11 protein-coding genes and 2 rRNA genes are annotated in these 13,510 nt (G+C 67.3%); 9 read left to right on the forward strand and 4 right to left on the reverse strand.

Going from position 1 to position 13,510, the window contains the following annotated elements; translation table 11 throughout:
* Positions 1-101: ribosomal RNA gene (locus HWX14_RS35815) — 23S ribosomal RNA — on the forward strand; the annotation flags it as partial.
* A gap of 186 nt (positions 102-287) precedes the next feature.
* Positions 288-400: ribosomal RNA gene (gene rrf, locus HWX14_RS35820) — 5S ribosomal RNA — on the forward strand.
* 193 nt (positions 401-593) lie between these two features.
* On the opposite strand, the gene HWX14_RS35825 is transcribed toward rrf, so the two are convergent.
* The 3 genes from HWX14_RS35825 to HWX14_RS35835 form a co-directional block, all read right to left on the reverse strand.
* Positions 594-965: a nuclear transport factor 2 family protein gene (locus tag HWX14_RS35825; RefSeq protein WP_175886752.1), complete on the reverse strand. Its 372-nt coding sequence runs from the start codon at positions 963-965 to the stop codon at positions 594-596.
* A gap of 53 nt (positions 966-1,018) precedes the next feature.
* The gene (locus HWX14_RS35830) at positions 1,019-1,618 is read right to left on the reverse strand and encodes a hypothetical protein (protein WP_175886753.1); all 600 of its coding nucleotides are present in this window, start codon (positions 1,616-1,618) and stop codon (positions 1,019-1,021) included.
* A gap of 174 nt (positions 1,619-1,792) precedes the next feature.
* Entirely contained in the window at positions 1,793-2,797 is a 1,005-nt protein-coding gene (locus tag HWX14_RS35835) for an AraC family transcriptional regulator (RefSeq protein WP_175886754.1), read from the reverse strand.
* A gap of 144 nt (positions 2,798-2,941) precedes the next feature.
* On the opposite strand from HWX14_RS35835, the gene HWX14_RS35840 reads away from it, so the two are divergent.
* From HWX14_RS35840 to HWX14_RS35850, 3 genes are read left to right on the forward strand one after another with little or no spacing between them, the layout of a single operon-like run.
* A complete protein-coding gene (locus tag HWX14_RS35840; protein WP_175886755.1) occupies positions 2,942-4,609 on the forward strand; it encodes an acyl-CoA synthetase in 1,668 nt (555 codons plus the stop codon).
* A 13-nt stretch (positions 4,610-4,622) separates the two neighbouring features.
* A complete protein-coding gene (locus HWX14_RS35845) occupies positions 4,623-5,390 on the forward strand; it encodes a 3-hydroxyacyl-CoA dehydrogenase (RefSeq protein WP_175886756.1) in 768 nt (255 codons plus the stop codon).
* 18 nt (positions 5,391-5,408) lie between these two features.
* Positions 5,409-6,599, forward strand: a complete 1,191-nt coding sequence (locus HWX14_RS35850) for an acetyl-CoA C-acyltransferase (RefSeq protein WP_175886757.1) — start codon at positions 5,409-5,411, stop codon at positions 6,597-6,599.
* A 121-nt stretch (positions 6,600-6,720) separates the two neighbouring features.
* Here HWX14_RS35850 and HWX14_RS35855 read toward each other — a convergent pair whose 3' ends face one another.
* Positions 6,721-7,413: a TetR/AcrR family transcriptional regulator gene (locus HWX14_RS35855; protein ID WP_175886758.1), complete on the reverse strand. Its 693-nt coding sequence runs from the start codon at positions 7,411-7,413 to the stop codon at positions 6,721-6,723.
* A 319-nt stretch (positions 7,414-7,732) separates the two neighbouring features.
* Here HWX14_RS35855 and HWX14_RS35860 point away from each other — a divergent pair, with 319 nt between their 5' ends.
* From HWX14_RS35860 to HWX14_RS35875, 4 genes are all read left to right on the forward strand, one after another.
* Entirely contained in the window at positions 7,733-9,013 is a 1,281-nt protein-coding gene (locus tag HWX14_RS35860; protein ID WP_175886759.1) for a Zn-dependent hydrolase, read from the forward strand.
* A 129-nt stretch (positions 9,014-9,142) separates the two neighbouring features.
* Positions 9,143-10,480 (forward strand): NAD(P)-dependent oxidoreductase, encoded by a 1,338-nt coding sequence (locus HWX14_RS35865; protein ID WP_175886760.1) that lies wholly within the window; start codon positions 9,143-9,145, stop codon positions 10,478-10,480.
* 58 nt (positions 10,481-10,538) lie between these two features.
* On the forward strand, positions 10,539-11,855 hold the full coding sequence (gene preA / locus HWX14_RS35870) for an NAD-dependent dihydropyrimidine dehydrogenase subunit PreA (RefSeq protein ID WP_175886761.1): 1,317 nt from the start codon (positions 10,539-10,541) through the stop codon (positions 11,853-11,855).
* A gap of 100 nt (positions 11,856-11,955) precedes the next feature.
* Entirely contained in the window at positions 11,956-13,464 is a 1,509-nt protein-coding gene (locus HWX14_RS35875; protein WP_175886762.1) for an NCS1 family nucleobase:cation symporter-1, read from the forward strand.
* Positions 13,465-13,510 lie beyond the last annotated feature (46 nt).

A 13,510-nucleotide genomic window follows, 5' to 3' on the forward strand; every position in this document is an offset into this window, starting at 1 on the left:
CCTTGAAGGGTCGTTCGAGACCAGGACGTTGATAGGTCAGGTGTGTAAGCGCAGTAATGCGTTCAGCTAACTGATACTAATTGCCCGTAAGGCTTGATCCTATAACAAGTCTGTCTCGATGCCCGTTAGCGCTTTAGCGCTTACGGACATCGAGCGTCGAGTGCGAGGCACTCGACGTACTGCGGTTGAAGTGCCGCGTACGTGTGAGATACAGCTCACAACCCAACTAAATTACTGCTTCTTCCAAGATTGGTTGTGCTGCGAAGTCAGCACAACAACCCCCTTTGCCTGATGACCATAGCGAGTCGGTCCCACCCCTTCCCATCCCGAACAGGACCGTGAAACGACTCTACGCCGATGATAGTGCGGGTTCCCGTGTGAAAGTAGGTAATCGTCAGGCTCCCTAAGCCAAGAACCCCCGCCCAAAAGGCGGGGGTTTTTGCATTGCGGCGTCAAAAAAAGCACGCGAGATGACGAGCGCCATGCGACGCGAGGCGGGGCGTAGAACGAGTCATCACGCCGATCAGTCGGACCGATCGAGCTGAGGCATTTTCTCCGCTACGCCTCATTTCAACCGTACAAACCGGGCGCAGCTACACGACCTGCGATGCATGTCCGGCGACGATGCGCCAGTTGGCGCCCGATCGGCGCCAGAGCCGCGTATAGGCAAACGTACCGGCGAATGCCGTGCCATCGAATTGGCCCGCGAGGGTCGCTCGCGTCGTGGTCAGGATCATCTCGTCGATCGCGCATGCGCGCATTTCGTGGACGTCGAGTGTGTCGAGACGCAGAAGCTTCGCGCGATGCACGCCCAGGTCGTCCTCTTTCGAGATGACCTGGCCGGTCGGGACGGTAAACACCAGATCGTCGTCCAGCAATGCAGCGAGCGCGTCGACGTCGTTGGCCAGCATCGCGGCGCGCAGCGCGGTTTCGCAGGGTTCGATGACGGTACGGATGGCATCCATGACAAGCCTCGCATCATTTCGGAAAGAAGCGGCACGGCGGCGGCAAACGCAGCCTACCGCGCATTCGACAACGCCTGACGCCGGACCAGCACCACCATGCAGATGCCGATCGACGCGATGAGATTGACGGCCGGATAGAACGCGACCGCGACACTCCATGTGCTCAGTGCCAGCAACGCCAGCACGTACTTGAGCACGCACAGCGCGAAATAGGCGAGGCTCTCGCTCCACGGATCGCGGATCGTCTTGCGCACGGTCGGGCCGAGGCCGGCAAGCTCGATCAGCGTGACCAGACAGATCGACATCGTCGGATCGTCGGTCAGCACCCACAGCGGAATGGCCGACAGTGCCGCGCACAGGAACAACCAGTCGAGGCCCGTCCAGCCGCGCTCGCCGCGAAACAGGCTCGCGATCAGCGTCAGAAAGCATGTGACGGCAATCGCCGCCGTGCACCACGCGGACGGCCCCGCGCCCGCGACGAACTGGCCGGCGGCCGCGATCGCCGTGACGACCGACCACACGAGCCACGTGAACAGATGCGGGCGAACGGTGCGCCGGTAGATCGCGAGCGCGTAAGGAATCGCTGCCAGCAACGACACGGCCGTTCCGATCACGCCGAAGATCGAAGCGGCGCTCTCATCGACATTCACCATCGACGCCACCTTGTTCGGACTGGCCGACCAGTATGTGGTCAGACCGAACGGGGCGCAACGTGATGCCACTCTGCGGTGCGGTGAGCGCTACGCAGATTCGCACCGGAACGCGGAAGAAACCAGACCCGAGCGTATCGACGGCACACGACGAGACGCTCCGACTCCGCCAGCCATTCAGGAGTCCGCGTTCGCCGCATGCACGTCGCGCCGAAATGCACCGGGGCTCGTGCCCGTCCATTTCCGGAACGCGCGATGAAACGCACTCGGCTCGGTGAAGCCGAGCTCGGCCGCGATCTCCGCGACGCTGAGCGCGTGCCCGCGCAGCAGCGACTGCGCCAGCGCGCCGCGCAACTCGTCCTTGATCGCCGCGAAGCTTTGCCCTTCGCTGCGCAAACGCCGCCGCAGCGTCGCGGGCGTCGTGTCGAGGCGCACGGCCAGCGTGTCGAAGTCGGGCCACTCGGCGGCCGGCAGCGCCTTCAGGTGTGCGCGCGTCTTCGCGACCCAGCCCGTGTCGTGCCGGTAGCGCACGAGCAGGTTGCCGGGTGCGCCGCGCAGGAAGGTCCGCAGCGCCTGTTCCGAACGAATCGTCGGCAGCGCGAGGTACGTGGCGTTGAACGCGAGCCGGCTGTCGGGCCGGTCGAAATGCACGGGGACGCCAAAGAATTGGTGATAGTCGCTGCGCTGGTCGGGGCTCGGGCACGCGAAATCGATGCGCTGCAGCGGGATGCGCCGGCCGATCAGCCAGCACGCGACGCCGAGCAGGATCAGCCAGAACGTCCGGTACGCGAACGCCGGATATGGCGCGCCCGACTGTGCCAGCACGATCTGCGCCTGCCCGTCGGCCACGACGAGTTCGCCGTGCGGCTCGTCGAGTACCACGCGCAGGAATTGCAGCGCGCGCCGCAGCGCCTTGTCGAGCGTGCCGGCATGCAGCACCGCGTGGCACAGCAGCGTGAAGCTGCCGCGCCGCATCGGGCGCGCGGCCAGCCCGAAGAATTCGTCGTCGAGGGTGCCCGCGATCGCGAGCCACAGCCGGCCGTACTGCTGCGGCGTGACGGGTTCGTGCACGGCGGGCGGCAACCCGGCGGCACGCAGCACGGGCGCGGTGGGCAGGCCGTGCCGGCGCAGGCACGCGAGCGCATCGTCGACGAAATCCGGCGAAATCATCTGCGGCCCCATTTTCCTGCGTCCTCCCCACATGGCAAAAGCGATCACGATTCTAGATTCCGTTTGTCATTGATTGCAATGTGGGGGCTGTCTACTATCGATATATCCCCGTCGCGCCCCTGGCTCGCCGGCGGCCATAACGAACAGGAGACACGCATGCCCGAAGGAGCTACCGCCCGGCCGGTGCCGGCCTACGCCGACGCCGTGGCCCGGTTCAGTATCGAGACCGCCGCCGCGCAACTGAGCGGCGATCTGGAGCGCGGCCTGAACGCGTGCGTCGAATGCTGCGACCGGCACGCGAAGGCGGACGCGATCGCGCTCGACTGGATCGACGCCGGAGGGGAGCACCACCGCTTCACGTTCGCGCAGATGCAGGCGTTGTCGGCCCGGGTCGCGAACCTGCTGGTCGCGCAGGGCGTGAAGCCGGGCGACGTGGTAGCCGGGCTGCTGCCGCGCACGCCGGCGCTCGTCGCGACGATCCTCGGCACGTGGCGCGCGGGCGCCGTGTATCAGCCGCTGTTTACCGCATTCGGTCCGAAGGCGATCGAGCACCGGCTGCGCATGAGCGATGCGCGGTTGATCGTGACCAACGTCGCGAATCGCGCGAAACTCGACGAGATCGCCAATTGCCCGCCCGTTGCGACGGTGTGCGAGGCGGGCGAGACGCTGCCCGCGCACGACATCGATTTCCGCGCGGCGCTCGACGTGCACTCCGATACGTTCGAGCCCGTGCTGCGCAAGGGGTCGGACCTGTTCATGATGATGTCGACGTCGGGCACGACGGGCTTGCCGAAGGGCGTGCCGGTGCCGTTGTACGCGTTGCTCGCATTCGGCGCGTACATGCGCGAAGCAATCGATCTGCGCGCCGGCGACCGCTTCTGGAACATCGCCGATCCGGGCTGGGCGTACGGCCTCTATTACGCGATCACGGGCCCGCTGCTCCTCGGCCATGCGACGACGCTGTACGAGGGCAGCTTCACGGTCGACAGCACGTATGACGTGATCGACCGGCTCGGCATCACGAGTCTCGCCGGCTCGCCGACTGCGTTCCGGATGCTGATGGCGGCCGGGCCGGAAGCGGCCGCGCGCGTGAAGGGCCGGCTGCGCGTGGTGAGCAGCGCGGGCGAACCGCTGAACCCGGAAGTCGTGCGCTGGTTCCACGCGGCGCTCGGCGCGCCGATCCACGATCACTACGGCCAGACCGAACTGGGAATGGTCGTGAACAACCATCACGGCCTCACGCACGTGGTGCACGTCGGTTCGGCCGGCTTCGCGATGCCCGGCTACCGTGTCGCGGTGCTCGACGAAGCGGGCCGCGAGCTCGGCCCCGGCCAGCCCGGCAACCTCGCCATCGACATCGCGCGCTCGCCGCTGCTGTGGTTCCGCGGCTACTGGCAGCAGGACACGCCGGCGATCGCGGGCGGCTACTACCGGACCGGCGACAACGTCGAGCTGGAGCCGGACGGCGCCGTGAGCTTCATCGGCCGCGCGGACGACGTGATCACGTCGTCCGGCTACCGGATCGGCCCGTTCGACGTGGAGAGCGCGCTGATCGAGCATCCGGCCGTCAGCGAGGCCGCCGTGATCGGCGTGCCCGATCCGGAGCGCACGGAAATCGTGAAGGCGTTCGTCGTCCTGTCGAAAGGGTTCGACGGCACGCCCGAACTGGCCGAGGAATTGAGTCTGCACGTGAAGCGGCGGCTGTCCGCTCACGCTTATCCGCGCGCGATCGACTTCGTCGACGCGCTGCCGAAAACCCCGAGCGGCAAGATCCAGCGCTTCGTGTTGCGCAAGATGGAAGCCGAGAAGGTCGCTCAACCCTGAATACGGACTGCCAATGAATATCAAGGATCGCGTTTTTCTGATTACGGGCGCAGGTTCCGGCCTCGGCGCCGCGGTGGCGCGCATGGTCGTCGCGCAAGGCGGCAAGGCCGTGCTGCTGGACGTCAATGACGAGGCGGGTGCGGGCCTCGCCAACGAACTCGGCGCGGCCGCGCGGTTCGTGAAGACCGACGTGACGAACGAAGCCGACGGTCAGGCGGCCGTCGCGGCCGCGCGCGACGCGTTCGGCCGCGTCGACGCGCTCGTGAACTGCGCGGGCGTCGCACCGGGCGAGAAGGTCGTCGGCCGCGACGGCCCGCATTCGCTCGAGCGCTTCGCGCGCGCGGTGTCGATCAACCTCGTCGGCACGTTCAACATGATCCGGCTGGCTGCCGAAGCGATGTCGAAGCAGGACGCCGACGCGGAAGGCGAGCGCGGCGTGATCGTCAATACCGCGTCGGTCGCGGCGTTCGACGGGCAGATCGGGCAGGCCGCGTATGCGGCGTCGAAGAGCGGCGTGGTCGGCATGACGCTGCCGATCGCACGCGAGCTCGCGCGCTTCGGCATTCGCGTCGTGACGATCGCCCCCGGCATCTTCGCGACGCCGATGATGGCCGGCATGCCGCAAGACGTGCAGGACGCGCTCGGCAAGAGCGTGCCGTTCCCGCCACGGCTCGGCCGCCCGGAAGAATTTGCGGCGCTGGTGCGCCACATCGCCGAGAACACGATGCTGAACGGCGAAGTCATCCGTCTCGATGGCGCGTTGCGCATGGCACCGCGCTGACACTGGAGGAAGCGAATCATGACGACTCAGGATCCGATCGTAATCGTGGGCGCGGCGCGCACGCCGATGGGTGGTTTTCAGGGCGACCTGGCGGCGGCCAGCGCGAGCGAGCTGGGTGCGGTGGCGATTCGCGCCGCGCTCGAGCGTGCGAACGTGCCGGCCGAACGCATCGACGAAATCGTGTTCGGCTGCGTGCTGCCGGCCGGCCAGGGTCAGGCGCCGGCGCGCCAGGCCGCGCTGAAGGCCGGGCTGCCGCTCGCGGCGGGCGCGACCACGGTCAACAAGATGTGCGGTTCGGGGATGAAGGCGGCGATGTTCGCGCACGACCTGCTGCTGGCGGGGTCGGCGGGCGTGGCCGTGGCGGGCGGGATGGAGAGCATGACGAATGCGCCGTACCTGCTGCCGAAGGCGCGCGCGGGCATGCGCATGGGGCACGGGCAGGTGCTCGATCACATGTTCCTCGACGGCCTCGAGGACGCATATGAAAAGGGCCGCCTGATGGGCACGTTCGCCGAGGATTGTGCGCAGGCCTACCAGTTCACGCGCGAAGCGCAGGACGCGTTCGCGATTGCGTCGCTGACGCGGGCGCAGCGCGCGATCGCGGAAGGGCGTTTCGTGTCGGAGATCGCACCGGTGACCGTGAAGGCCGGCAAGACGGAAAGCGTCGTGTCGATCGACGAGCAGCCGGGCAAGGCGAAACTCGACAAGATCCCGACGCTGAAGCCGGCGTTTCGAGATGGCGGTACGGTAACGGCCGCGAACGCATCGTCGATCTCGGACGGCGCGGCCGCGCTCGTGATGATGCGCCGCTCGGAAGCCGAGCGCCTCGGCCTCGCGCCGAAGGCCGTGATCGTCGGGCATTCGACTCATGCGGACAAGCCCGGCCTGTTCGCGACCGCGCCGATCGGCGCGTTGCGCAAGCTGTCGGAGAAGACCGGCTGGAACCTGCGCGACGTCGACCTGTTCGAGATCAACGAAGCGTTCGCGGTGGTGCCGATGGCCGCGATGCGCGACCTCGACCTGCCGCACGAGAAGGTGAACGTACACGGCGGCGCGTGTGCACTCGGGCATCCGATCGGTGCATCGGGTGCGCGCGTGATGGTGACGCTGCTGGCCGCGCTCGAAACGTACGGCCTGACGCGCGGCATCGCATCGCTGTGCATCGGCGGCGGTGAAGCGACGGCCATTGCGATCGAGCGCATCGCGTAACCCATCGCATCACGCAACACGTCGTTCGCACGCAAGTGCCAACACGGGCGGCGCGTATCGCACGGAACATCCCCGTGTGGTGCGCGCCGCCCGTTTTTATTCGGCGGATCGTCGTGTCGCGCTACGGCTTCCCATTCGGCGACACCGCACCGCACGCACGAATCACGAGCTGCACGACCTGTTCGGTCTTCTCGTCGAATGCCTTCTTCGTGAACGCGCGCTTGCCGCTCAGCGCGCGAATCTGCGCATCGAAATCCGCATAGTGCTGCGTGGTCGCCCAGATCAGGTACATCAGCGCATGCGGGTCGATCGGTGCGAGCAGCCCGCGCGCGATCCAGCCTTCGATCACGTCGACGCGCGTGTCGAACCACGGCTTCACGCGTTGCGACAGGATGTCCTGCATGTGCTCCGCACCGTGGATGATCTCGTTGGCCCACACCTTCGAGCCGAGCGGGCGCCGCTGCGACAGCGCCATCTTCGCGCGTACGTAGCCGCCGATCGCTTCCACCGGATCGTCGCCGGCCTCGAACGAGCCGGCCGCGCGATGCCAGTCCTCGAACAGGTCGTCGAGCACGCGTCGGTACAGCGCGAGCTTGGTCGGGAAGTAGTAGTGCACGTTCGCCTTCGGCAGGCCGGCGCGTTCCGCGATCATCGCGGTGCTCGCGCCGGCGAGCCCGCGTTCCGCGAATACGGCCTCCGCGCACGCGAGCAGATGCGCTTCGTTGGATTCGCGAATGTGCGCCTTGCGTCGCCGCAAAGGCGCCGGCGTTTCGTCCCGGTCGGTGGCTTCGATCGTCGCCTCGTCATGTCTCATCGTTACCCTCGCGCGGCGGCCATGCCGCGTTGGGCTTCATTCTAGCCGCTGATTCGCGTCGCGCGCACGCGTGTCGATGCCGGGCGGCCACGACGATGCTGCGTTGCGGTGGCACGTTTCTCGCTCCGGTGCGTCCTGCAAGAAAGACGTTGCGCTGGTCATTTTGATCGTCTAAAACCTGTCCAATCGGACAGGATTTGACGCGTTTCTGGAATCGACGGAGCATGCACCGCATCCGGGCGGCGTGCCCCGAAACAGGCCTTGCATGCACCGGCACAGACCGGGCTGACGACATCACGACCCCACAGGAGCGATACGAATGGACGCGGTATCGGAAACAGTGAAGCGGGCAGCTTTCGACACGTCGATCAAGGTCGACGGCAAGCGGTTGTGGGACAGCCTGATGGAAGTCGCGAAAATCGGCGCGACGCCGAAGGGCGGTGTGTGCCGTCTCGCGCTCACCGATCTCGACAAGGCCGGCCGCGACCTGATCGTCGGCTGGGCGAAGGCCGCCGGCTGCACGGTGACGGTCGATACGATGGGCAACGTGTTCATGCGCCGCGTGGGCCGCGTGGCTGACGCGGCGCCGGTCGTCACGGGCTCGCACGCGGATTCGCAGCCGACCGGCGGGCGCTTCGACGGCATCTACGGCGTGCTCGGCGGCCTCGAGGTGATTCGTAGTCTGAACGATCACGGCATCGAGACCGAACATCCGGTCGAGGTCGTGATCTGGACCAACGAGGAGGGCTCGCGCTTCGCGCCCGCGATGGTCGCGTCGGGCGTGTTCGCGGGCGTGTTTCCGCTCGAATACGGGCTGTCGCGCAAGGACGTGGACGGCAAGACGATCGGCGAGGAACTCGCGCGCATCGGCTACGCGGGCGACGTGCCGTGCGGCGGCCGCAAGCTGCACGCGGCGTTCGAACTGCATATCGAGCAAGGGCCGATTCTCGAGGCGGAATGCAAGACGATCGGCGTCGTGACCGACGCGCAGGGACAGCGCTGGTACGAGATCACGTTCACCGGCCAGGAAGCGCATGCGGGGCCGACGCCGATGCCGCGCCGCCGCGACGCATTGCTCGGTGCGTCGCGCGTGGTCGATCTCGTCAACCGGATCGGCCTCGATCATGCGCCGTTCGGCTGCGCGACGGTCGGCATGATGCAGGTCCACCCGAACTCGCGCAACGTGATTCCGGGGCGCGTGTTCTTCACCGTCGATTTCCGGCATCCGGACGACGTCGTGCTCGCGAAGATGGACGCGGCGCTGCGCGACGGCGTCGCGCGCATCGCGGGCGACATCGGGCTCGAAACCGAACTCGAGCAGATTTTCTACTACAAGCCGGTCGCGTTCGATCCTGCGTGCGTGGCGGCCGTGCGTGGCGCGGCCGATCGCTTCGGCTACTCGCATCGCGACATCGTGTCGGGCGCGGGCCACGACGCGTGCTATCTGGCGCAGGTCGCGCCGACGTCGATGGTGTTCGTGCCGTGTATCGACGGCATCAGCCACAACGAGATCGAGGACGCGACGCCCGCATGGATCGAGGCCGGCGCGAACGTACTGCTGCACGCGATGCTGTCGCGCGCATGCGAGCCGGCTTCATGACGCATCGCACGTAACGCAGCCGGGAGGCTGCCCGGCAGCAGACCGTAGCATTCCTGAAAAAAACCGCCCCGACTGTGCATCCGCAGCCGGCGGGGACGGCTTTGTCTCCACCCAGTCGAAGGAACGTGTATGACCACCAAGCCAACCGGCGACATCGCCGCGCATCGCCTGTCGTCCACGCAACTCTCGTGCGAATTCGCAGATATCGCGCCGCTGCTCGATCCGACTGCCGCCGCGGCCGCCGCGAGCCGCTGCCATTACTGCTACGACGCACCGTGCGTGCACGCGTGCCCGACGCAGATCGACATTCCGAGCTTCATCCGCAAGATCGGCAACGGCAACCTGAAAGGCGCCGCGACCGACATCCTGTCCGCGAATCCGCTTGGCGGGATGTGCGCCCGCGTGTGCCCGACCGAGATCCTGTGCGAAGGCGCGTGCGTACGCAACCATCAGGATGCGCAGCCGGTCGCGATCGGCGCGCTGCAGAGGCATGCAACCGACTGGGCGATGGAGACCGGCGCAGTGCAGTTCCGGCGCGCGCCCGAGACGGGCCGCCACGTCGCGGTGGTCGGCGCGGGGCCGGCGGGGCTCGCATGCGCGCACCGGCTCGCACTTGCCGGGCACTGCGTCACGCTGTTCGACGCACGCCCGAAGGCCGGCGGCCTCAACGAATACGGGATCGCCGCGTACAAGACCGTCGACGACTTCGCGCAACGCGAAGTCGAATGGCTGCTGTCGGTGGGGGGGATCACGCTGGAAACGGGGAAGGCGCTCGGTCGCGACGTCACGCTCGACGCATTGCGCGAGCAGCACGACGCGGTATTCCTCGCGATGGGCCTCGGCGGCGTGCGCACGCTCGCGATCGACGGCGAGCAATTGGGCGGCGTGATGAACGCGGTCGACTTCATCGAGCAAGTGCGGCAGGCGGACGGACTGGAGAACGTGCCGGTCGGGCGGCGCGTGGTCGTGATCGGCGGCGGCAACACGGCGATCGATGCGGCGGTGCAGAGCCGCAAGCTCGGCGCGGCGCGCGTGACGATGGTGTATCGCCGCGGCGTGGACGCGATGAGCGCGACGTGGGCCGAGCGCGAGTTCGCGCAGAAGTGCGGCGTCACGCTCGTCACGCACGCGAAGCCGGTTCGCATCGCGGGCACGGATGGGCAGGTGACGGGCGTTGAATTCGAGGCGGCGTCGGGCGAGCGCTTCACCGTCGACGCGGACATGGTGCTGAAGGCGATCGGCCAGACGCTGGCGCCCGACGGTGTCGAAGCCGCGTTGCTGACCGCGGACGGCACGCGCATCGCGGTCGATGCGGACGGACGCACGGCGCTGCCCGACGTATGGGCCGGCGGCGACTGCGCGGCGACGGGCGGCATCGACCTCACGGTGCAGGCCGTGCAGGACGGCAAGCGCGCGGCCGCATCGATCGACGCCGCGCTCGCCGCGCGCGACGCGAAGGCCGCCTGAACGCGCGACGCATCGCACGCACACCGACCAACACGACCCTATTCTCACGGAGCCGAACATGGCCGATCTTCGCTGCACCATCGCAGGCATCACTTCGCCGAATCCCTTCTGGCTCGCGTCCGCGCCGCCCACCGACAAGGCCTACAACGTCAACCGCGCATTCGAGGCGGGCTGGGGCGGCGTCGTCTGGAAGACGCTCGGGCTCGATCCGCACGTCGTCAACGTCAGTTCGCGCTACGGCGCGGTGCAGTGGAACGGGCAGCGCATCGCGGGGCTGAACAACATCGAGCTGATCACCGACCGTCCGCTCGACGTGAACCTGAGAGAGATCGCGCAAGTGAAGCGCGACTGGCCGGACCGCGCGCTGATCGTGTCGCTGATGGTGCCGTGCAACGAGCGCGACTGGAAATGGATTCTGCCGCTCGTCGAGGATACCGGTGCCGATGCGGTCGAACTCAACTTCGGCTGTCCGCACGGGATGAGCGAGCGCGGGATGGGCGCGGCGGTCGGGCAGGTGCCCGAATACGTCGAGATGGTCACGCGCTGGGTGAAGGAAGGCACGAAGCTGCCGTGCCTCGTGAAGCTCACGCCGAACATCAGCGACATCCGCATGGGTTCGCGCGCCGCGTACAAGGGCGGCGCGGATGGCGTGTCGCTAATCAACACGATCAACTCTATCGTCGCGGTCGATCTCGACCAGATGGCGCCGATGCCGGCCGTCGACGGGAAGGGCACGCACGGCGGCTATTGCGGGCCCGCGGTCAAGCCGATCGCGCTGAACATGGTCGCGGAGATCGCACGTGACCCTGAAACGCCGAACCTGCCGATCTCGGGCATCGGCGGCATCTCGTCGTGGCGCGACGCGGCCGAGTTCATGGTGCTCGGCGCCGGCAGCGTGCAGGTGTGCACCGCCGCGATGCATTACGGTTTCCGGATCGTGTCGGATCTCGCCGATGGCCTGTCGAACTGGATGGACGAGAAGGGCTATGCGACGCTCGACGACATCCGCGGTCGCGCGGTGCCGAACGTGACCGACTGGAAATACCTGAACCTGAAGTACGACATCAAGGCGCGCATCGACCAGGACCGCTGCATCCAGTGCGGGTTGTGCCATATCGCGTGCGAGGACACGTCGCACCAGGCGATCACGGCGACGAAGGACGGCGTGCGGCACTTCGAAGTGATCGATTCGGAATGCGTCGGGTGCAATCTTTGCATGCATGTGTGTCCGGTCGAGCAATGCATCACGATGGAGCGCGTCGACGCGGGCGACTACGCGAACTGGACCACGCATCCGAACAATCCGGCGAGCGCGGAGGCCGGTGCGAGCGGCGGCCCGGCGAGCGCGCCCGAGAAGCACGCGAAGGCGGCCTGACCGAGGTCCGGCGGCGCGGGATGGGCCGCGCCGCCGCTTTTCGTTTCCCCGAGCCGGCATCGCACGATGCCGGCGCCGACGTTTACGTGGAGTTCGTTCAATGAAACCAGCAGCGATTCCCGCCGATCCCGACAGCGCCGCGGCGCACGGCGGCAGCCTGTACAACGACGACCTCGCGCCGACGACGCCGGCGCAGCGCACGTGGAAGTGGTACCACTTCGCGGCGCTGTGGGTCGGGATGGTGATGAACATCGCGTCGTACATGCTCGCGGCCGGGCTGATCCAGGAAGGCATGTCGCCATGGCAGGCGGTGATGACCGTGCTGCTCGGCAACCTGATCGTGCTCGTGCCGATGCTGCTGATCGGCCATGCGGGCGCGAAGCACGGGATTCCGTACGCGGTGCTCGTGCGCGCATCGTTCGGCACGCAGGGTGCGAAGCTGCCGGCGCTGCTGCGCGCGATCGTCGCGTGCGGCTGGTACGGCATCCAGACCTGGCTCGGCGGCAGCGCGATCTACACGCTGCTGAACATCCTGACCGGCAACGCGCTGCACGGCGCGGCTCTGCCGCTCGTCGGCATCTCGTTCGGGCAGCTCGCGTGCTTTCTCGTGTTCTGGGTGCTGCAGCTGTACTTCATCTGGCACGGCACCGATTCGATCCGCTGGCTCGAAAGCTGGTCCGCGCCGATCAAGGTCGTGATGTGCGTGGCGCTCGTGTGGTGGGCGACGTCGCAGGCGGGCGGTGTCGGCTCGATGCTGTCGGCGCCGTCGCAGTTCGCCGCGGGCGGCAAGAAGGCCGGACTCTTCTGGGCGACCTTCTGGCCGGGCCTGACCGCGATGGTCGGCTTCTGGGCGACGCTCGCGCTGAACATCCCCGATTTCACGCGTTTCGCGCATTCGCAGCGCGACCAGATGATCGGGCAGTCGATCGGGCTGCCGCTGCCGATGGCGCTGCTGTCGGTGGTGTCGGTCGTCGTGACGTCGGCGACCGTCGTGATCTACGGCAACGCGATCTGGGATCCGATCGACCTGACGAGCCGGATGACGGGCATCGGCGTGGGCATCGCGCTCGTGATCCTCACGCTCGACACGATGTGCTGCAACCTCGCGGCGAACCTGGTCGGCCCCGCGTACGACTTCTCGAGCCTGTGGCCGAAGGCGATCTCATACCGCGCGGGCGGGATGATCACCGCGACGATCGCGATCGTGATGATGCCGTGGAAGATCCTCGCGACGACGGACGGCTATATCTTCACCTGGCTCGTCGGCTATTCGGCGCTGCTCGGGCCGGTCGCCGGCATCCTGATGGTCGACTATTTCCTGATTCGCGGCACGCAGCTCGACACGCGCGCGCTGTTCGACGAAGGCGGCGACTTCAGCTACGCGCGCGGCTGGAACCCGGCCGCGCTGGTCGCGCTCGCGGTCGGCGTGCTGCCGAACCTGCCGGGCTTCCTGCATACGGCGTTTCCGGCGTCGTTCCCGAACGTGCCGGCGTTCCTGAATACGCTCTACACGTACGCGTGGTTCGTCGGCCTCGTGTTGGCGTCCGGCGTGTACGGCACCTGGATGAAGTGGCGCGCCGGACCGCGCGCGCAGATCGCGAGCGCGTGACGCGCGAGCCGGATGCGATTCGCGCGCGGCATGCGGCACCCGACAG

The sequence above is a fragment of the Burkholderia sp. BCC0044 genome (genome assembly GCF_902832955.1).
GTDB lineage: Bacteria > Pseudomonadota > Gammaproteobacteria > Burkholderiales > Burkholderiaceae > Burkholderia.

Excerpts from the sequence above, each read along its gene's own strand:
- preA (WP_175886761.1), top strand. The coding sequence starts at position 10,539 with ATGGCCGATCTTCGCTGCACCATCGCAGGCATCACTTCGCCGAATCCC.
- HWX14_RS35840 (WP_175886755.1), top strand. The coding sequence starts at position 2,942 with ATGCCCGAAGGAGCTACCGCCCGGCCGGTGCCGGCCTACGCCGACGCC.
- HWX14_RS35850 (WP_175886757.1), top strand. The coding sequence starts at position 5,409 with ATGACGACTCAGGATCCGATCGTAATCGTGGGCGCGGCGCGCACGCCG.
- HWX14_RS35865 (WP_175886760.1), top strand. The coding sequence starts at position 9,143 with ATGACCACCAAGCCAACCGGCGACATCGCCGCGCATCGCCTGTCGTCC.
- HWX14_RS35845 (WP_175886756.1), top strand. The coding sequence starts at position 4,623 with ATGAATATCAAGGATCGCGTTTTTCTGATTACGGGCGCAGGTTCCGGC.
- HWX14_RS35875 (WP_175886762.1), top strand. The coding sequence starts at position 11,956 with ATGAAACCAGCAGCGATTCCCGCCGATCCCGACAGCGCCGCGGCGCAC.
- HWX14_RS35825 (WP_175886752.1), bottom strand. The coding sequence starts at position 965 with ATGGATGCCATCCGTACCGTCATCGAACCCTGCGAAACCGCGCTGCGC.
- HWX14_RS35835 (WP_175886754.1), bottom strand. The coding sequence starts at position 2,797 with ATGGGGCCGCAGATGATTTCGCCGGATTTCGTCGACGATGCGCTCGCG.
- HWX14_RS35855 (WP_175886758.1), bottom strand. The coding sequence starts at position 7,413 with ATGAGACATGACGAGGCGACGATCGAAGCCACCGACCGGGACGAAACG.
- HWX14_RS35860 (WP_175886759.1), top strand. The coding sequence starts at position 7,733 with ATGGACGCGGTATCGGAAACAGTGAAGCGGGCAGCTTTCGACACGTCG.
- HWX14_RS35830 (WP_175886753.1), bottom strand. The coding sequence starts at position 1,618 with ATGGTGAATGTCGATGAGAGCGCCGCTTCGATCTTCGGCGTGATCGGA.